This is a genomic window from Streptomyces sp. IBSBF 3136 (genome assembly GCF_036815105.1).
Lineage (GTDB): Bacteria > Actinomycetota > Actinomycetes > Streptomycetales > Streptomycetaceae > Streptomyces.
The window spans coordinates 1-18,115 of record NZ_JAJSZC010000163.1; the positions used below are offsets into that span (position 1 = coordinate 1).

General features: G+C 71.4%; 17 protein-coding genes. 11 read left to right on the top strand and 6 right to left on the bottom strand.

From position 1 onward, the window contains the following. Positions 1-81 precede the first annotated feature (81 nt). The 9 genes from V7E45_RS28510 to V7E45_RS28550 all read left to right on the top strand — a co-directional run bounded on the left by V7E45_RS28510 (position 82) and on the right by V7E45_RS28550 (position 9,365). Entirely contained in the window at positions 82-900 is an 819-nt protein-coding gene (locus V7E45_RS28510) for a TetR family transcriptional regulator (protein WP_333777075.1), read from the top strand. A 429-nt stretch (positions 901-1,329) separates the two neighbouring features. Then, entirely contained in the window at positions 1,330-2,667 is a 1,338-nt protein-coding gene (ccrA, locus tag V7E45_RS28515) for a crotonyl-CoA carboxylase/reductase (RefSeq protein WP_333777086.1), read from the top strand. A gap of 9 nt (positions 2,668-2,676) precedes the next feature. Continuing rightward, on the top strand, positions 2,677-4,704 hold the full coding sequence (locus tag V7E45_RS28520) for a protein meaA (RefSeq protein WP_333777076.1): 2,028 nt from the start codon (positions 2,677-2,679) through the stop codon (positions 4,702-4,704). Then, complete coding sequence (locus tag V7E45_RS28525) at positions 4,701-5,663, top strand: HpcH/HpaI aldolase/citrate lyase family protein (RefSeq protein WP_317446258.1); 963 nt, start codon at positions 4,701-4,703, stop codon at positions 5,661-5,663. The genes V7E45_RS28520 and V7E45_RS28525 overlap by 4 nt, the downstream gene beginning before the upstream one ends. Positions 5,664-5,668: 5 nt before the next feature. Further along, a complete protein-coding gene (locus V7E45_RS28530; protein WP_020943167.1) occupies positions 5,669-6,193 on the top strand; it encodes a MaoC family dehydratase in 525 nt (174 codons plus the stop codon). 2 nt (positions 6,194-6,195) lie between these two features. Beyond that, the gene (locus V7E45_RS28535) at positions 6,196-7,401 is read left to right on the top strand and encodes an acyl-CoA dehydrogenase family protein (RefSeq protein ID WP_333777077.1); all 1,206 of its coding nucleotides are present in this window, start codon (positions 6,196-6,198) and stop codon (positions 7,399-7,401) included. A 170-nt stretch (positions 7,402-7,571) separates the two neighbouring features. After that, positions 7,572-8,228 carry a phosphatidylserine decarboxylase gene (locus tag V7E45_RS28540; RefSeq protein ID WP_319146269.1) on the top strand — a complete coding sequence of 219 codons (657 nt, stop codon included), beginning with the start codon at positions 7,572-7,574 and terminating at the stop codon, positions 8,226-8,228. 22 nt (positions 8,229-8,250) lie between these two features. Further along, complete coding sequence (gene pssA / locus V7E45_RS28545) at positions 8,251-9,066, top strand: CDP-diacylglycerol--serine O-phosphatidyltransferase (RefSeq protein WP_333777087.1); 816 nt, start codon at positions 8,251-8,253, stop codon at positions 9,064-9,066. 122 nt (positions 9,067-9,188) lie between these two features. Beyond that, entirely contained in the window at positions 9,189-9,365 is a 177-nt protein-coding gene (locus V7E45_RS28550) for a hypothetical protein (protein WP_333777078.1), read from the top strand. A 3-nt stretch (positions 9,366-9,368) separates the two neighbouring features. Here V7E45_RS28550 and V7E45_RS28555 read toward each other — a convergent pair whose 3' ends face one another. Beyond that, complete coding sequence (locus V7E45_RS28555) at positions 9,369-10,520, bottom strand: glycerate kinase (protein WP_333777079.1); 1,152 nt, start codon at positions 10,518-10,520, stop codon at positions 9,369-9,371. A 159-nt stretch (positions 10,521-10,679) separates the two neighbouring features. Here V7E45_RS28555 and V7E45_RS28560 point away from each other — a divergent pair, with 159 nt between their 5' ends. Both V7E45_RS28560 and V7E45_RS28565 read left to right on the top strand, forming a co-directional pair. Then, on the top strand, positions 10,680-11,753 hold the full coding sequence (locus V7E45_RS28560) for an ADP-ribosylglycohydrolase family protein (protein ID WP_333777080.1): 1,074 nt from the start codon (positions 10,680-10,682) through the stop codon (positions 11,751-11,753). Positions 11,754-11,781: 28 nt separating this feature from the next. Beyond that, complete coding sequence (locus tag V7E45_RS28565) at positions 11,782-12,276, top strand: NUDIX hydrolase (RefSeq protein ID WP_333777081.1); 495 nt, start codon at positions 11,782-11,784, stop codon at positions 12,274-12,276. Positions 12,277-12,307: 31 nt separating this feature from the next. Here V7E45_RS28565 and fdxA read toward each other — a convergent pair whose 3' ends face one another. From fdxA to ptlI, 5 genes are read right to left on the bottom strand one after another with little or no spacing between them, the layout of a single operon-like run. After that, a complete protein-coding gene (gene fdxA / locus V7E45_RS28570) occupies positions 12,308-12,628 on the bottom strand; it encodes a ferredoxin (protein ID WP_333777082.1) in 321 nt (106 codons plus the stop codon). After that, positions 12,625-13,821, bottom strand: a complete 1,197-nt coding sequence (gene ispG, locus V7E45_RS28575) for a flavodoxin-dependent (E)-4-hydroxy-3-methylbut-2-enyl-diphosphate synthase (protein WP_333777083.1) — start codon at positions 13,819-13,821, stop codon at positions 12,625-12,627. Before ispG ends, fdxA begins: the two co-directional genes overlap by 4 nt. Positions 13,822-13,834: 13 nt before the next feature. After that, complete coding sequence (locus V7E45_RS28580; RefSeq protein WP_443056273.1) at positions 13,835-15,703, bottom strand: 1-deoxy-D-xylulose-5-phosphate synthase; 1,869 nt, start codon at positions 15,701-15,703, stop codon at positions 13,835-13,837. Next, positions 15,700-16,689 (bottom strand): 4-hydroxy-3-methylbut-2-enyl diphosphate reductase, encoded by a 990-nt coding sequence (locus V7E45_RS28585; RefSeq protein WP_333777085.1) that lies wholly within the window; start codon positions 16,687-16,689, stop codon positions 15,700-15,702. The genes V7E45_RS28580 and V7E45_RS28585 overlap by 4 nt, the downstream gene beginning before the upstream one ends. Continuing rightward, positions 16,686-18,080 carry a pentalenene oxygenase gene (gene ptlI / locus V7E45_RS28590; RefSeq protein WP_333777088.1) on the bottom strand — a complete coding sequence of 465 codons (1,395 nt, stop codon included), beginning with the start codon at positions 18,078-18,080 and terminating at the stop codon, positions 16,686-16,688. The genes V7E45_RS28585 and ptlI overlap by 4 nt, the downstream gene beginning before the upstream one ends. Positions 18,081-18,115: the final 35 nt, after the last annotated feature.

Consider the following 18,115-nt stretch of genomic DNA (forward strand, 5'->3'; position numbering starts at 1 on the left):
TCCTCCGGCCCCCCGTCCCCGGCGGCCGGAGGAAACCCCGGACCTGCGCATTCGGCCGCGCACATGCAGTACGTTCGGGTCATGTCCCAGCCCGCCAAGTCCTCACGTACACCAGCCACGCCCGACGCGCCGGAAAGTGCCGCAGGCAGTCGCGCCGCCGCCCAGCGGCTGAAAATGCGCCGGGAACTGGCGGCCGCAGCGATGGAACTGTTTGCGACCAAGGGGTACGAGGCGACCACCGTCGACGAGATCGCGGCCGCGGCCGGGGTCGCGCGCCGCACCTTCTTCCGCCACTTCCGCTCCAAGGAAGAGGCGATCTTCCCGGACCACGACGACACGCTGGTCCGCGCCGAGGCGGTGCTCAACGCCGCCCCGGCGCACGAGCACCCGCTCGACACGGTGTGCCGCGGCATCAAGGAAGTCATGAAGATGTACGCGGCGCGGCCGGAGATCTCGGTCGCCCGCTACAAGCTGACCCGCGAGGTACCCACCCTGCGCGAGGCCGAGATCGCCTCGGTGGCCCGCTACGAGCGCCTGTTCACCCGCTATCTGCTCGGTCACTTCGACGAGCACGCGCACGCGGACGACGCCAACGACGACCCGCTGCTCGCCGAGGTCGCCGCCTCCGCCGTGGTCACCGCCCACAACCACGTCCTGCGGCGCTGGCTGCGGGCCGGCGGCCAGGGCGACGTGGAGGCCCAGCTCGACCACGCCTTCGCGATCGTGCGCAAGACCTTCGGCACGGGTATCGGCGCCGGACGCGGCCCGGCGCACAGGACGGCGACCACCGCCCCGGCCGCGGTGTCGGCCCACGGCGAGGTGCTGGTGACCGTCGCCCGGACCGACGCACCGCTGGACGAGGTCATGCGCACCATCGAGGAGGCGCTCAAGGAGCGCTGAGCCGCTTCGGCACTGTGAGGACGGCCACCCTACGGGGTGGCCGTTTTGCCATGTCAGAGGCCGTTTTCGCGGGGATTTCCGAGGCCGTTCGATCGATCATCGCTCATTTGTTACGTAAAGATTTCATCTGAGAGCAACTTCTGGCACTCAGTGCCTTGTCACCTGACACGCGGTGTCATACGTTGAAGAGGTCCGGGCGGCCGGCGAGCAGAGACCACCCGCTCGCCGGCTGTCCCCGCAAGCCGACGGCCTGCGCGCCCGGACGCCTGCGTCACAGGCAACCTCCCGCGCCACCACGCGCTGCCGAAGCACCACCCGCCGAACCGACGGCACGTTCCACCAAAACCCTCAGCAGCTCTCCCAGCAGCACCGACGAACCCCCAGCGCCCCTCCCTCAGGGCGCTCACCGCCGGAGGCAACACCGTGACCGTGAAGGACATCCTGGACGCGATCCAGTCGAAGGACACCACGTCCGCCGACTTCGCCGCTCTGCCGATCCCCGAGTCGTACCGTGCGATCACCGTGCACAAGGACGAGACGGAGATGTTCGCGGGCCTGCAGACCCGCGACAAGGACCCGCGCAAGTCGATCCACCTGGACGAGGTCCCCGTGCCCGAGCTGGGCCCGGGCGAGGCCCTGGTGGCCGTCATGGCCTCCTCGGTCAACTACAACTCGGTGTGGACCTCGATCTTCGAGCCGCTGTCCACGTTCGGGTTCCTGGAGCGCTACGGCCGCACCAACGAGCTGGCCAAGCGCCACGACCTGCCGTACCACATCATCGGCTCCGACCTCGCGGGCGTCGTCCTGCGCACCGGCCCGGGCGTCAACGCCTGGAAGCCCGGTGACGAGGTCGTCGCGCACTGCCTGTCGGTCGAACTGGAGTCCTCGGACGGCCACAACGACACCATGCTCGACCCCGAGCAGCGCATCTGGGGCTTCGAGACCAACTTCGGCGGCCTCGCGGAGATCGCCCTGGTCAAGTCCAACCAGCTGATGCCGAAGCCGGACCACCTCAGCTGGGAGGAGGCCGCGGCGCCGGGCCTGGTCAACTCCACCGCCTACCGCCAGCTCGTCTCCCGCAACGGCGCCGGCATGAAGCAGGGCGACAACGTCCTGATCTGGGGCGCGAGCGGCGGGCTCGGCTCGTACGCCACCCAGTTCGCGCTGGCCGGCGGTGCCAACCCGATCTGTGTCGTCTCCAGCGAGCAGAAGGCGGAGATCTGCCGCTCGATGGGCGCCGAGTCGATCATCGACCGCAGCGCCGAGGGCTACCGGTTCTGGAAGGACGAGAACACCCAGGACCCGAAGGAGTGGAAGCGCTTCGGCAAGCGCATCCGCGAGCTCACCGGCGGCGAGGACATCGACATCGTCTTCGAGCACCCCGGTCGCGAGACCTTCGGCGCGAGCGTCTTCGTCACCCGCAAGGGCGGCACCATCACCACCTGTGCCTCGACCTCGGGCTACATGCACGAGTACGACAACCGCTACCTGTGGATGTCGCTGAAGCGGATCATCGGCTCGCACTTCGCCAACTACCGCGAGGCCTGGGAGGCCAACCGGCTCATCGCGAAGGGCAAGATCCACCCGACCCTGTCGAAGGTGTACTCACTGGAGGACACCGGCCAGGCCGCGCACGACGTCCACCGCAACGCCCACCAGGGCAAGGTCGGCGTGCTGTGCCTGGCCCCCGAGGAGGGCCTGGGCGTGCGCGACGAGGAGATGCGCGCCAAGCACATCGACGCCATCAACCGCTTCCGGAACATCTGAGGGCCTTAGATGACAGAGCGTCAGAAGGACCGTCCGTGGCTCATGCGGACGTACGCCGGTCACTCGACCGCGGAGGCGTCCAACGAGCTGTACCGGCGCAACCTCGCCAAGGGCCAGACCGGTCTGTCGGTGGCGTTCGACCTGCCGACGCAGACCGGCTACGACCCCGACCACATCCTCGCCCGCGGCGAGGTCGGCCGGGTCGGTGTGCCCGTCTCGCACCTCGGTGACATGCGCCGGCTGTTCCAGGACATCCCCCTGGAGCAGATGAACACCTCGATGACGATCAACGCCACCGCCATGTGGCTGCTGGCGCTCTACCAGGTCGTCGCCGAGGAGCAGGGCGCCGACATCACCAAGCTCCAGGGCACGACCCAGAACGACATCGTCAAGGAGTACCTGTCCCGCGGGACGCACGTCTTCCCGCCGGGGCCGAGCCTCCGTCTGACGACGGACATGATCGCGTACACGGTCTCCCACATGCCGAAGTGGAACCCGATCAACATCTGCAGCTACCACCTGCAGGAGGCCGGGGCCACGCCGGTGCAGGAGATCGCGTACGCGATGTCCACCGCGATCGCCGTCCTGGACGCCGTCCGCGACGGCGGCCAGGTGCCGCAGGAGCGGATGGGCGACGTGGTCGCCCGCATCTCCTTCTTCGTCAACGCGGGCGTCCGCTTCGTCGAGGAGATGTGCAAGATGCGGGCGTTCGGCCGCATCTGGGACCAGGTCACCCGTGAGCGCTACGGCATCCAGGACCCCAAGCAGCGCCGGTTCCGCTACGGCGTCCAGGTCAACTCGCTCGGCCTGACCGAGGCGCAGCCGGAGAACAACGTCCAGCGGATCGTGCTGGAGATGCTGGCCGTCACCCTCTCCAAGGACGCCCGCGCGCGTGCGGTGCAGCTGCCCGCCTGGAACGAGGCCCTCGGTCTGCCCCGGCCCTGGGACCAGCAGTGGTCGCTGCGCATCCAGCAGGTCCTGGCGCACGAGAGCGACCTGCTGGAGTACGAGGACATCTTCGCCGGCTCGCACGTCATCGAGGCGAAGGTGGACGCCCTCGTCCAGGAGTCCCTCGCCGAGATCGAGCGGATCCAGGAGATGGGCGGCGCGATGGCGGCCGTCGAGTCCGGCTACCTCAAGGCGGAGCTGGTCTCCTCGCACGCCGAGCGCCGGGCCCGGATCGAGTCCGGCCAGGAGAAGATCGTCGGCGTCAACATCTTCGAGACGACCGAGCCGAACCCGCTGACGGCCGACCTGGACACCGCGATCCAGACGGTCGACCCGGCGGTCGAGGCCCGCGTCGTCGAGGCGCTGGCAGGCTGGCGGGACACCCGCTACCAGCCGCCCTTCAACCACCCGCGCCCGTGCAAGGCGCTGGAGCGGCTGAAGGAGGCGGCCAAGGGCACCGGCAACCTGATGGAGGCCACCCTGGAGTGCGCCCGGGCCGGGGTCACGACCGGCGAGTGGGCCGGGGCGCTGCGCGAGGTGTTCGGCGAGTACCGGGCGCCCACCGGTGTCTCCTCCGCCCCCGTGGCCGTCACCGCCGAGGCCGGCTCGGCGCTCGGCGAGGTGCGGGCCAAGGTGGACGCCACCGCACGCGAGCTGGGCGTCGGCCGCCTGCGCTTCCTGGTGGGCAAGCCGGGCCTGGACGGTCACTCCAACGGCGCCGAGCAGATCGCGGTGCGCGCCCGGGACGCCGGCTTCGAGGTCGTCTACCAGGGCATCCGGCTGACGCCCGAACAGATCGTGGACGCCGCGGTCGACGAGGACGTGCACGCCGTCGGCCTGTCCATCCTCTCCGGCTCGCACGCCCAGCTGGTGCCGGACGTGGTCCAGCGGCTGCGTGTGGCCGGTGCCACAGACATCCCCGTGATCGCGGGTGGCATCATCCCCAACGGTGACGCCGAACAGCTGAAGGCCGCCGGTGTGGCCGCCGTGTTCACCCCGAAGGACTTCGACATCACCGGGATCATCGGCCGCATCGTCGACGAGATCCGGAAAGCGAACAAGCTCGACCCCCTGGAGGTCCCCGCATGACGACCGTCAACCGCCTTCGCCCGCGGCGCTCCTGCCTGGCCGTGCCGGGCTCGAACCCCCGGTTCCTGGAGAAGGCCCAGGGGCTCCCCGCCGACCAGGTCTTCCTCGACCTGGAGGACGCGTGCGCGCCGCTCGCCAAGCCCGAGGCGCGGCACACGATCGTCAAGTTCCTCAACGAGGGCGACTGGACGGGCAAGACGCGGGTCGTGCGCGTCAACGACTGGACCACCGAGTGGACGTACCGGGACGTCGTCACGGTCGTCGAGGGCGCCGGCCCGAACCTCGACTGCATCATGCTGCCGAAGGTCCAGAACGCCGAGCAGATCGTCGCCCTCGACCTGCTGCTGACGCAGATCGAGAAGACCATGGGCTTCGAGGTCGGCAAGATCGGCATCGAGGCGCAGATCGAGAACGCACAGGGTCTGAACAACGTCAACGCGATCGCGCAGGCGTCCCCGCGCGTCGAGACGATCATCTTCGGCCCGGCCGACTTCATGGCGTCCATCAACATGAAGTCGCTGGTCGTGGGCGAGCAGCCGCCCGGCTACCCGGCGGACGCCTACCACTACATCCTGATGAAGATCCTGATGGCCGCGCGCGCCAACAACCTCCAGGCGATCGACGGCCCCTACCTGCAGATCCGCAACGTCGACGGTTACCGCGAGGTCGCCGGCCGCGCCGCCGCGCTCGGCTTCGACGGCAAGTGGGTGCTGCACCCGGGCCAGGTCGAGGCGTCCAACGAGATCTTCTCGCCCTCGCAGGAGGACTACGACCACGCCGAGCTGATCCTGGACGCGTACGACTACTACACGTCCGAGGCGGGCGGCAAGAAGGGCTCCGCGATGCTCGGCGACGAGATGATCGACGAGGCCAGCCGCAAGATGGCCCTGGTCATCTCCGGCAAGGGCCGGGCCGCCGGCATGCGGCGCACCAGCAAGTTCGAGATCCCGGAGGCCTGAGCACGATGCAGTTCGGACGCACCTACGAGGAGTTCGAGGTCGGTGCGACGTACAAGCACTGGCCGGGCAAGACGGTCACGGAGTACGACGACCACCTGTTCTGTCTCCTCACCATGAACCACCACCCGCTCCACATGGACACGAACTACGCCGAGAAGACGACGGACTTCGGCAAGAACGTGGTGGTCGGGAACTACATCTACTCGCTGCTGCTGGGCATGTCCGTGCCGGACATCTCGGGCAAGGCGATCGCCAACCTGGAGATCGAGTCGCTCAAGCACGTGGCTCCCACGTTCCACGGCGACACGATCTACGGACAGACGACCGTGCTCGACAAGTGGCCGTCGAAGTCCAAGAACGACCGCGGCATCGTCTACGTCGAGACCAAGGGCTACAAGCAGGACGGCACCCTGGTGTGCGTCTTCCGCCGCAAGGTCATGGTGCCCACCGAGACGTACATCAAGGAACGCGGCGGCGAGCAGCCGGGCCGTCCCGAACTGAACGCCCCTTCGGAAAAGACGGAGAAGTAGAGATGGCCCGTCTCGCCCAGACCGCCGGTCTGACCGACGTCCAGCAGGAGATCGTCTCCACCGTCCGCGACTTCGTGGACAAGGAGATCATCCCGGTCGCCACCGGTCTTGAGCACCGCGACGAGTACCCGCAGGCGATCGTCGACGGCCTGAAGGAACTCGGCCTCTTCGGCCTGATGATCCCCGAGGAGTACGGGGGCCTGGGCGAGTCGCTCCTCACCTACGCCCTGTGCGTGGAGGAGATCGCCCGCGGGTGGATGTCGGTGTCCGGCATCATCAACACGCACTTCATCGTGGCGTACATGCTCAAGCAGCACGGCACGCAGGAGCAGAAGGACCACTTCCTGCCGCGCATGGCGGCCGGCGACATCCGGGGCGCGTTCTCGATGTCGGAGCCGGCGCTGGGCTCCGACGTGTCGGCCATCACGTCGAAGGCAGTGAAGGACGGCGACGAGTACGTCCTGAACGGCCAGAAGATGTGGCTGACCAACGGCGGCACCTCGTCCCTGGTGGCCGTTCTGGTGCGCAGTGATGAAGGACACCCCGAGGGCACCGCGCCCCACAAGTCGATGACGACCTTCCTCGTCGAGAAGGAGCCCGGTTTCGGTGAGGTCCGCCCCGGCCTGACCATTCCGGGCAAGATCGACAAGATGGGTTACAAGGGGGTGGACACCACCGAGCTCATCATGGACGGCCTGCGGGTTCCCGCCGATCGGGTGCTCGGCGGCGTCACCGGCCGAGGTTTTTACCAAATGATGGACGGAGTCGAGGTCGGCCGCGTCAACGTGGCGGCCCGTGGCTGCGGTGTCGCTCAGCGTGCCTTCGAACTGGGTGTCCAGTACGCCCAGCAGAGGCACACTTTCGGCAAGCCGATCGCCCAGCACCAGGCCATTCAGTTCAAGCTGGCCGAAATGGCTACCAAGGTCGAGGCCGCGCATGCCATGATGGTCAACGCGGCTCGCAAAAAGGATTCCGGCGAACGAAACGACCTCGAAGCGGGGATGGCGAAGTACCTCGCCTCCGAGTACTGCAAGGAAGTCGTGGAGGATGCCTTCCGGATCCACGGCGGCTACGGCTTCTCCAAGGAGTACGAGATCGAGCGCCTCTACCGCGAGGCCCCGATGCTGCTCATCGGTGAGGGTACCGCCGAGATCCAGAAAATGATCATCGGGCGCAGGCTGCTCGAAGAGTATCGGTTCCAGGGCTGATTGTCCGGTTACGGGGTGTTTTCTTCGAGAAGAAGATCACACCCCGTAGGCAGGGTTCAGCCGCCGACTCGACTGACTGGCTTGCCCAGTTGTGGCCCGCGACCGGTACGATCCCGGGAAAGCCGCCGTCCCCCGTCATAGCGCGGCATCATCCGCTACGAAGGTCATCCATGCCCCACAGCCAAACCTCTGCACACCGCGACAGCCTGGTAGGCGCACGCCTCGCGCGCGGAGCATCGCCGTGGCTCCTCCCGACCGTCGCCACCGCAGCCCTCAGCCTGGCCCGCGCCCGCCGCTCGGGCGTCGCCAAGGCCGTCGCCGTGCCCGCCACCGCGCTCGCGGCGGGCATGCTGTGGTTCTTCCGCGACCCCGAGCGTGAGATCGCCCCGGGCCGCGTCATCTCGCCCGCCGACGGCGTGGTGCAGAGCATCATGCCCTGGAAGGACGGCCGCACCCGCGTCGCGATCTTCATGAGCCCGCTCAACGTCCACGTCAACCGCGCTCCCCTCGCGGGCACGGTGACGTCGGTCGAGCACGTGCCCGGTGGCTTCGTCCCCGCCTTCAACAAGGAGAGCGAGAACAACGAGCGCGTAATCTGGCATTTCGACACCGAACTCGGCGACATCGAGATGATCCAGATCGCCGGCGCGGTGGCCCGCCGCATCGTGCCGTACCTCCCCGAGGGGACGAAGGTCGAGCAGGGCGACCGCATCGGTCTGATCCGCTTCGGCTCGCGTGTCGACCTCTACCTGCCGGAGGGCGTGGAGGTCGCGGTCGAGGTCGGACAGAAGACCGTGGCTGGGGTGACTCGCATTGACCGTGATTGATCCGGAGACCCAGGCGGGCTGGGTGCCCGAGGCCGACGAGGTGGACGACGAGGAGGAGATGCCCCTCTCTCTGCGTCTGTCGATAGCGGACACCCTCACGCTCGGCAACGCCACGTGCGGCTTCATGGCGGTGTACTTCACCACCACCGGCATCCTGATCCCGCACCTCACCGGCAGCCAGGAGTCCGGCATGGCCCGCCACAGCGCGGCCACGGCGGTCATCCTGATGCTCTGCGCGGCGGTCTTCGACCTGTTCGACGGCCTGGTGGCCCGCAAGCTGCGTTCCTCGCCGATGGGCGCGGAGCTGGACAACCTGTCCGACCTGATCAGCTTCGGGCTCGCCCCCGCGTACTTCGTCCTCGTCTACGGCATGGTCGCGGACGACGCGCACCAGAGAGTGGCGGCGCTCGGGGCGATCGTGGTGCTCCTGGCCGTCGTGCTGCGCCTGGCCCGCTTCTCCTGCGTGACCTTGAAGGACGGCATGTTCCAGGGCATGCCCTCGCCGTTCGGCGCGCTGACGGTCGTCTCGATCGTCCTGCTGGAGCTGCCCTTCGTGGCGACGCTGCTGGCGATCCTGGGCACCGCGTGGCTGATGGTGAGCCGCGTGGAGTACCCGAAGCCGCGGGGCCGGCTCGCCGGCGCGATGCTCGGCTGGATCGTGCTGTCCATGGGCCTGCTGGCCGCCTGGGCCTTCGACGCCCCGAGCGGGCAGCTGCTGCTCCAGACGGGCTGCGCGCTGCAGCTGGTCATGGGCGCGGTGATCCCGCTGTTCGCCACGGCGCGCCGGGTGAACAACTTCCGCGACAACCGGCGTGAGGCGCGGGCGGCACAGCCCTGAGCCTCCTTGAAGCACGAACGGGTGCGGCCCGAGCGTCCAAGGCTCGGGCCGCACCCGTTCGTGCTTCAAGGAGCCGACGGTTCCTGCGCTTCTCGGTACCCGACCTCTACGCGGCTGTGCCGGTGGCGCAGAAGCTGATGTTCTGCCTGGCCGGCGCGGGACACTCCCTGGTCTGGGAGCGCACCGCGAAGACCCTCCACCACATGTCCGAGCAGTGGTACAGGAACGGCAAGGTGGAGGGCCTCACCAGCGGCAGCTTCTTCCGGGACTTCGACGGTGAGCTGACCCCGCTGCAGTGATGCTCAGCCCAGCAGGTCCCGGGCGATGCGCTCCGCCACCCGCTCCAGGATCGGGCCCGCGTCCGCGATGCACCTGGCCACGTCCGGCTCCACCGAGGTCAGGGGGTACGCCCGCGCGATCCCGGCGCCCAGCAGCGCCTCCTGGGACAGGGCCAGCCGCCCGCACACCGCGACCACCGTACGGCCAGCGGCGCGGGCGGCCGCGGCCACGCCCGCCGGGGCCTTGCCGTGCAGGGTCTGCTCGTCGAGCGAGCCCTCGCCGGTGATGACCACGCCGGCCCGCTCCAGCGCGGGCGCGAACCCCAGCACGTCGAGCATGACCTCGATGCCGGGCCGGAACCGGGCGCCCAGCAGCAGCGCGCCGTAGCCGATGCCGCCCGCCGCGCCCGCGCCCGGCGCCGCGGCGTGCTCCGCCGCGCCTGGTCCGGCCTCGGCCTCCAGGACCTTCGCGAAGTGGGCGAGGGCGGCGTCCAGCGTCGCCACGTCCTGCGGAGAGGCTCCCTTCTGCGGGCCGTAGACCGCGGGAGCGCCCTTCGGGCCGGTCAGCGGGTTGTCCACGTCGCTGGCCAGCACCAGCTCGACCGAGGACAGGCGCATGTCCAGGCCGGACAGGTCGGCCCGGGCGAGTTCCGCGAGCCCGCCGCCGCCCGGCGGCACCGGCTCGCCGTCCTCGTCCAGGAACCGGGCGCCCAGCGCCGACAGCATCCCGGCGCCGCCGTCCGTCGTGGCGCTGCCGCCGACGCCGAACACGATGGTCCTGGCGCCCGCGTCCAGGGCTGCCCGCAGCAGTTCCCCGGAGCCGTACGTGGAGGCGGTCAGCGGAGCGAACACCCCGGCCGGCAGCCGTTGCAGGCCGCTGGCCTCGGCCATCTCCACCACCGCGGTGCCGCCGCGCAGCGCGAACGCGGCCGTCACCTCCTCACCCAGCGGCCCGGCGACGCGGACCTCCCGCCGCTCGAACCCGGCCGCGACCGCCGCGTCCACGGTCCCGTCGCCGCCGTCGGCGACCGGCAGCGCCTCCACCTCGAGGTCCGGCACGACCCGGCGCAGCCCGGCCGTCACCCGCTCGGCGACCTGTACCGCCGTCAGCGAGCCCTTGAACTTGTCCGCGGCGACGAGCACCCGTCGGGTCTCGTCCACTGCAGCGTCCGCCACCTTGCTTTCCCCTTGCTCTCCGGGCCCCGCGCACGGCGGGGCCAGTCGCGCCGCTGCGACCTTAACCTCAAGGCGCCCGTGCCGTCATGCCCCGACCGAACCGTGGGAAGCGGCCGTCGTCCGGCGGGGAACCGGCGGGAAAACGGGTAGACACCGGCCATGACCAACCAGGGCACCGGGCCGGACCTGGCCGACCGCATCCACGGCGGCTGGCTCGGCCGGATCGCGGGCAACATGCTGGGCAAGCCGGTCGAGCAGGGCGAGGTGTGGACCCGCGAGCGCATCGACGGCTACCTGCGCAGGGCCGCGGCCCTGCCGCTCACCGACTACCTGCCCGAGCCCGCGGACCCGCGGGACGGCGCCCTGCTGCGCCCGGAGTGGCGCCGGTGCGTGCGCGGCCGCGTCGACGGGAGCTGCCGGGACGACGACGTGGACTACGCGATCCTCGGCCTGCACCTGCTGGAGACCCACGGCTTCGGCTTCAGCACCGAGCAGGTCGGCGACCTGTGGCTGCTCCGACTGCCCTACCTGCAGACCTTCACCGCCGAACGGGCGGCCTACCGCAATCTCGCGGCCGGTCTGCGACCGCCGCTGACGGCGACGTACGACAACCCCTACCAGGAGTGGATCGGCGCGCTGATCCGCGCCGACGTCTACGGCTGGACCTGCCCGGGCGACCCGTCGCGGGCCGCCGGTCTCGCCCGCCGGGACGCCGTGCTCTCACACACCGGCAACGGCGTCTACGGCGCGATGTTCGCCGCCGCGCTGATCTCGGCGGCGTTCGGGGCGCGGGAGGTGCGGGAGGCGCTGGAGGCCGGGCTCGCGGTCGTCCCCGCGAGCAGCCGTCTCGCCCGCACCGTGCGCCGGGTGATGTCCCTGCACGCGACCCGCCTTTCCTGGGAGGAGACACTGAGCACGGTGTCCGCGGAGACCGCCGGGCTCGGCTGGATCCACACCGTGCCGAACGCGGCCGTCCTCACGGCGGGGCTGCTGTACGGCGACGGCGACTTCACCCGCACCGTCGCCCTGACCGTCCGCGGCGGTCTGGACACCGACTCCAACGGGGCGACCGCCGGTTCGGTGGCCGGCGTGCTCGCGGGCGCCGCGGCCATCCCGGCGCGGTGGAGCGAGCCGCTGCGGGACACGGTCCGGAGCGCGGTGTTCGGCTTCGACGGAGTGCGGATCAGTGCGCTGGCCGAGCGCACCCTGCGCCTGGCGGTGAACGGCCGGTAGGCCCCCCGTGCCTGGTTACCCTTCGTCAATGACCACGACAGAAGACTTCGCCGCGTACATCGCCGGCCTCCCCCGGGTGCTCGCCGGTGCCGCCACGCTCTTCCGGGACGCCGAGGGGCGGGTCCTGCTCGTCGAGCCGAACTACCGGGAGGGCTGGGCGCTGCCCGGCGGCACGATCGAGTCGGACGACGGCGAGACGCCCCGGCAGGGCGCGCGCCGCGAGACGCTGGAGGAGATCGGCCTGGACCGGGAGCCGGGCCGGCTGCTCACGGTGGACTGGGTGCGCGGTCCGGGCCGGCCGCCGCTGGTGGCGTACGTGTACGACGGCGGGGTGCTGACCGGGGCCGAGTTCGAGGCCATCCGGTTGCAGGAGGCGGAGCTGCTGTCCTGGCGGCTGGTGGGCCGCGCGGACATCCCGGAGCATCTGCCCGGTGCCCTCGGCCGCCGGGTGCTGGCCGCGCTGGACGTCCTGGCGGAGGGCGGCGGCACGGCGGAGCTGGAGAACGGGGTGCGGGTGGCCTGACCGCCCGCCGGACGGCCGGGCCACCCCCGGTTCACGCCGTGCGGACCGGTTCCCCGGCGACGAGCGGGTGGTCGCGGTCGATCAGCCCCTGGGCGGTGGCGCCGCCGGGCGAGCCGAGGTCGTCGAAGAACTCGGCGTTCGCCGCCCGGTACCCGGACCACTCCGGCGGGGTGTCGTCCTCGTAGAAGATCGCCTCGACCGGGCAGACGGGCTCGCAGGCACCGCAGTCGACACACTCGTCCGGGTGGATGTACAGGGCGCGGCGCCCCTCGTAGATGCAGTCGACGGGGCACTCCTCGACGCAGGCCCTGTCCTTGACGTCGACGCAGGGCTGGGCGATCAGGTAGGTCATGACGGCTCGCTCTCCTTGTCCGTGTGCCCGGGGTGCTCGGGGTGCTCGGGCTCGTCGGCTCGCTCGGGCTGTTCGGGGTGCTCGGCCCGCATCCGCTCGGCCAGCGCCAGCGCCTCGTCGATGAGGGTCTCGACGATCCTGGACTCGGGGACGGTCCTGACGACCTCGCCCTTGACGAAGATCTGGCCCTTGCCGTTGCCGGAGGCCACGCCGAGGTCGGCCTCCCGGGCCTCGCCGGGTCCGTTCACCACGCAGCCCATGACGGCGACGCGCAGCGGGACCTCGAGGCCGTCCAGGCCGGCGGTGACCTCCTCGGCGAGCTTGTAGACGTCGACCTGGGCGCGGCCGCAGGACGGGCAGGAGACGATCTCCAGGCCGCGCTGCCTGAGGTTCAGCGACTCCAGGATCTGGATGCCGACCTTGATCTCCTCGGCGGGCGGGGCCGACAGCGACACCCGGATGGTGTCCCCGATGCCCTCGCTCAGCAGCGCGCCGAAGGCGACCGCCGACTTGATCGTGCCCTGGAAGGCCGGGCCGGCCTCGGTCACCCCGAGGTGGAGCGGGTAGTCGCACCTCCCGGCGAGCAGCCGGTAGGCGCTGACCATGACCACCGGGTCGTTGTGCTTGACGGAGATCTTCAGGTCCCGGAAGCCGTGCTCCTCGAACAGCGAGCACTCCCACAGCGCGGACTCCACCAGGGCCTCGGGGGTCGCCCTGCCGTACTTGGCCAGCAGGCGCTTGTCGAGGGAGCCCGCGTTCACCCCGATGCGGATGGGCACGCCGGCGTCCCCCGCGGCCCGGGCGATCTCCTTGACCTGGTCGTCGAACCGGCGGATGTTGCCCGGGTTGACGCGGACGCCCGCGCATCCGGCGTCGATGGCGGCGAAGACGTAGCGGGGCTGGAAGTGGATGTCGGCGACCACCGGGATCGGGGACTTGCGGGCGATGGCGGGCAGCGCGTCGGCGTCGTCCTGCGAGGGGCAGGCCACGCGGACGATCTGGCAGCCGGCGGCGGTCAGTTCGGCGATCTGCTGGAGGGTGGCGCCGACGTCGGCGGTGGGCGTGGTGGTCATGGACTGGACCGAGACGGGCGCGTCCCCGCCCACGGCCACGGACCCGACCTGGATCCGCCGGCTGGGACGGCGTGGAGCGAGGCGCACCGGCACGGCGGGCACCCCGAGCTGGACGGGCATGGCACGTTCCTCCTCAGTGCGGTGGTACGGCGGTGCCGGGGACCGGCGGACGCGGTACGGGGAGCGGGGCGGGGACGGCCGCTGCGCGGCTGTACAGGAGCGCCGCCGCCAGGGTGTCGGCGATGCGCGGGGCGGTGAGTCCGGCGGACTCCAGGATCTCGGCGCGGGAACCGTGGTCGAGGAACCGCTGGGGCAGGCCGAAGGTGCGGACGGGGGCGGGCGCCCCCGCGTCACCCAGCGCCTGGGCCACCGCGGCCCCGGCGCCGCCGGCCCGGCCGTTGTCCTCGACGGTCGCGACGAGGCGGTGGCCGAGACTCAGTTCGACCAGGGCCTGGGGCACCGGCTTGATCCAGCGCGGGTCGACGACGGTGACGCCGATGCCGTCCAGGGCGAGCAGCGACGCGATCTCCAGGCAGGTGCCGGCCATGGCGCCCACGGAGACGAGGAGCAGGTCGGCGAGCTCCCCCCGCCGGAGCACGTCGACCCCCCGGACGGTGTCGACGGCCGGGATGTCCGGGCCCGTGGTGCCCTTGGGGAAGCGCACGGCGGTGGGGCCGTCGTGGACGGCGACGGCCTCGCGCAGCGCGCGGCGCAGGCCGGCGGCGTCCCTGGGGGCCGCCACCCGCAGTCCGGGCACCGTGTTGAGCAGCGACAGGTCCCACATACCGTTGTGCGAGGGTCCGTCGTCGCCGGTGACGCCGGCCCGGTCGAGGACCAGGGTCAGCGGGGCGCGGTGCAGGGCGGCGTCCATGAGCAGCTGGTCGTAGGCGCGGTTGAGGAAGGTGGCGTAGATCGCCACCACCGGGTGCATCCCGCCGAGGGCGAGGCCCGCGGCGGTGGTCACCGCGTGCTGCTCGGCGATGCCCACGTCGAGGGTGCGGTCGGGGTGGCGGGCGGCGAACTCGGTGAGGCCGGTCGGGTGCAGCATGGCGGCGGTGACGGCCACCAGGTCGGGCCGCTCGGCGCCGAGCCGGGCCAGTTCCCGGCCGAACACGGCGGTCCAGGAGGGCGAGCCGTCGCCGGCGGGGCGGCCGGGCGCGAGCGGCCGTACGGCGTGCTGCCGGTCGGTCTCGTCCTGTTCGGCCGGGGCGTGGCCGCGGCCCTTCTCGGTGACGCAGTGCACGACGACGGACCGGCCGAGGTCGCGTGCGTGGCGCAGCGCCGTCTCCAGGGCCGTGAGGTCGTGCCCGTCGACGGGCCCCAGCCGGGCCAGTCCCAGGGACTCGAACAGGCGGTCGCGGGCGGTCCCGGCGCGCAGGGCGGCCAGGTGCTCGGCGATGCCGCCGGCCGTCGGGCCGTAGGAGCGGGTGTTGTCGTTGAGCACCACGATCACCGGCCGGCCGGGGGCGGCGGCGATGTTGTTCAGCGCCTCCCAGGCCATGCCCCCGGTGAGCGCGCCGTCGCCGATGACGGCGACCACGGCCCGGTCCCGTTCACCGCGCAGGCCGTGCGCGCGGGCCAGGCCGGCCGCCCAGGACAGCACGGTGGAGGCGTGCGAGTTCTCGATGACGTCGTGCGGGGACTCGGCGCGGCTGGGGTAGCCGGACAGTCCGCCGCGCTGCCGGAGCGTGCCGAGGTCCCCGGCCCGGCCGGTGAGGATCTTGTGCACGTAGGACTGGTGGCCGGTGTCCCACAGGATCGCGTCCCGGGGGGACTCGAAGACCCGGTGCAGGGCGACGGACAGTTCGACGACGCCGAGGTTGGGGCCCAGGTGGCCGCCGGTGCGGGTGACGGTGTCGACCAGCAGGCGCCTGATCTGCGGGACGAGCCGCCGGACCTCGCCGGGGGACATGGCCCGCAGGTCCTCGGGTCCCTTGATGTCCGCCGGCCGTGGGTCGGCGAGGGGTGTCTGTGTCACGCGTGTCTCCTCCGTCGCCTTCATCGCGCCCGTGCCTCGTCCGCGAGCGGGGTGCGCGGGATCCGGCCGGTGACCGGGTCGGCCAGCCGGGCCGGCATCGAGAAGACGACGTCCTCGGGCGCCGCCCGCTGCACCTCCACCCGGCTCCAGCCGAGTTCGGCGAGCCGGTCGAGGACGCCGTCGACCAGGATCTCGGGCGCGCTGGCCCCGGCGCTGACGCCGATCCCCGACACCCCCTGGAGCCACTCGGGGCGCAGGTGGCCGCGGTCGGGGACGAGGTGGGCGCGGCAGCCGTGCTCGCGCGCCACCTCGACCATGCGCAGCGAGTTGCTGGAGTTGGCCGATCCCACGACGAGGACCAGGTCGTGACGGCGTGCCAGGTCCTTGACGGCGTTCTGCCGGTTCTGGCTGGCGTAGCAGATGTCGTCGGCGCCGGGGGAAACGATGTCGGGGAACCGGGCGCGCAGTGCCTCGACGACCTTCGCGGTCTCGTCGAAGGAGAGGGTGGTCTGGGTGAGGAAGGCGACCGGGGTGCCGGCGGGCAGGTCGAGCCGGGCCACGTCGGCGGCGCTCTCCACGACGACCGTCCGCTCGGGTGCCTCGCCGAGGACGCCGTCGACCTCCTCGTGCCCGGCGTGGCCGACCAGCAGGATGGTGCGGCCGTCGCGGGCGAAGCGCAGGGCCTCCTGGTGCACCTTGGCCACGAGCGGGCAGGTGGCGTCGATCACCTCGAGGCGGCGGCGCTCGGCGCCGGCCCGCACCGCCGGGGCGACGCCGTGGGCGGAGAAGACGCAGACGGCGCCGGGCGGGACGTCCTCCTCGCTGTCGACGAACACCGCGCCGCGTTTCTCCAGTTCGGAGACGATGTAGTGGTTGTGCACGATCTCCTTGCGCACGTACACGGGTGCGCCGTGCAGGTCCAGGGCCCGCTCCACGATGCCGATGGCCCGCCGTACGCCCGCGCAGAAGCCGCGCGGCTGGGCCAGGACGACCTTCCCGGGCCCGTTCACGCGGCGTCACCTCCGAGTCCGGGGAGCGCGGGGGCCGCCGTGGTGGGCAGCCCGGTGCGCGCGGTGAGGCGCAGCCGCAGCCGGCGGGGGTGGTAGACGGTGGCCAGCGGGACGGGCCGGACGTCGGCGTCCGGTTCGCAGGTGATCCGCCACTTGCCGAGGATGGTGGCGAGCCCGAGGGCGGCCTCGGTGCGGGCGTACAGGTCGCCGATGCACTTGCGCGCTCCGGTGCCGAAGGGCATGAACGCCTGGCGGGCCTGCGGGGTGACCCGCTCGGGGAGCCAGCGGTCGGGGTCGAAGCGCTGCTCGTCGGGGTAGGCCTCCTCGTTCAGCGCCACGGCGGCGGGGCTGAAGACGATGGTGGTGCCCTGGGGCAGCCGCTGCCCGGCGAGTTCGGTGTCGGCCGTGGTCAGCCGGGTGAACAGCCAGGCGGGCGGGTGCAGCCGGAGGGTCTCGCTGATGATCCGGTCGGTCAGCGACAGGTCGGGCAGGTCGTCCCAGCCCGGGGCGCGGCCGCCGAGGACGGTGTCGATCTCCTCGTACAGCGCGGCCTCGACGTCCGGGTGCTGGGAGAGCAGGTGGAAGATCCAGGTGAGGGTGCCGGCGACGGTCTCGGTGCCGGCGGCCATCACGGTGATGACCTGGTCGTGGATCTCGGTGTCGTCGAGCCGGCTGCCGTCCTCGTCGCGTGAGGCGAGCAGTGCGGAGAGCAGGTCGTCGTGCTCGGCGTCGTCCCGGCGGTAGTCGTCGATGAGCCGCTGGGTGGTGGTGTGCAGGTAGTCGAGGTTGCGCCGGTAGCGGCGGTTGGCGGGGGTGGGCAGGCGGCGCAGGAAGCGGGGCAGGAACATCTGCCGGAACAGCCCGTTGAGGACGGTGTCGAAGGCGCGTTCCACACCGTCGGCGAGTTCCTTGCTGACGGGGGTGGAGTAGAGGGTGCGGGCGACGGTGCGCAGCGCCATGCCGTACAGCTCCGGGAAGGCGTCGACGACCATCCCGTCCTGCCAGCGCGCGGAGGTGGCCTCGATCTCGGCGTGCATGGCGGTGGCGTAGCGCTGGAGCCGGGAGCGCTGGAAGGCGGACTGCATCAGCCGCCGCTGCCGGCGGTGGTCCTTGAACGGGCAGGTGACCAGGCCGTTGCCGGCGATGTCCCGGGCCCGGTCGTAGAAGACGCCGCCCTTGTCGTAGGTGCGGTCGTTGGTCAGGACGTCGCGGAGCAGGCCCGGGTGGCAGGGCACGTACGCCTCGGTCGGGCCGATCCTGATCTTCACCAGGTCGCCGTGGGCGGACAGCGACGACATGAACCGCACGGGCTGACGCATCATCTGCAGGGCGTGGCCGACGACCGGGACCGCCCCGGGGGCCGTCCCGGCGACATAGGTCTGCTGGGGCATCGCTTCCTCACATCGGGTGGGTGGTGCGCGGGTGG

Bases quoted from the DNA above. Each gene is read 5' to 3' on its own strand.
- V7E45_RS28580 (WP_443056273.1), bottom strand. From the start codon at position 15,703: ATGAAGGCGACGGAGGAGACACGCGTGACACAGACACCCCTCGCCGAC.
- V7E45_RS28510 (WP_333777075.1), top strand. From the start codon at position 82: ATGTCCCAGCCCGCCAAGTCCTCACGTACACCAGCCACGCCCGACGCG.
- fdxA (WP_333777082.1), bottom strand. From the start codon at position 12,628: ATGACCTACCTGATCGCCCAGCCCTGCGTCGACGTCAAGGACAGGGCC.
- V7E45_RS28525 (WP_317446258.1), top strand. From the start codon at position 4,701: ATGACGACCGTCAACCGCCTTCGCCCGCGGCGCTCCTGCCTGGCCGTG.
- V7E45_RS28535 (WP_333777077.1), top strand. From the start codon at position 6,196: ATGGCCCGTCTCGCCCAGACCGCCGGTCTGACCGACGTCCAGCAGGAG.
- ispG (WP_333777083.1), bottom strand. From the start codon at position 13,821: ATGCCCGTCCAGCTCGGGGTGCCCGCCGTGCCGGTGCGCCTCGCTCCA.
- V7E45_RS28565 (WP_333777081.1), top strand. From the start codon at position 11,782: ATGACCACGACAGAAGACTTCGCCGCGTACATCGCCGGCCTCCCCCGG.
- V7E45_RS28540 (WP_319146269.1), top strand. From the start codon at position 7,572: ATGCCCCACAGCCAAACCTCTGCACACCGCGACAGCCTGGTAGGCGCA.
- V7E45_RS28560 (WP_333777080.1), top strand. From the start codon at position 10,680: ATGACCAACCAGGGCACCGGGCCGGACCTGGCCGACCGCATCCACGGC.
- V7E45_RS28520 (WP_333777076.1), top strand. From the start codon at position 2,677: ATGACAGAGCGTCAGAAGGACCGTCCGTGGCTCATGCGGACGTACGCC.
- ptlI (WP_333777088.1), bottom strand. From the start codon at position 18,080: ATGCCCCAGCAGACCTATGTCGCCGGGACGGCCCCCGGGGCGGTCCCG.
- V7E45_RS28530 (WP_020943167.1), top strand. From the start codon at position 5,669: ATGCAGTTCGGACGCACCTACGAGGAGTTCGAGGTCGGTGCGACGTAC.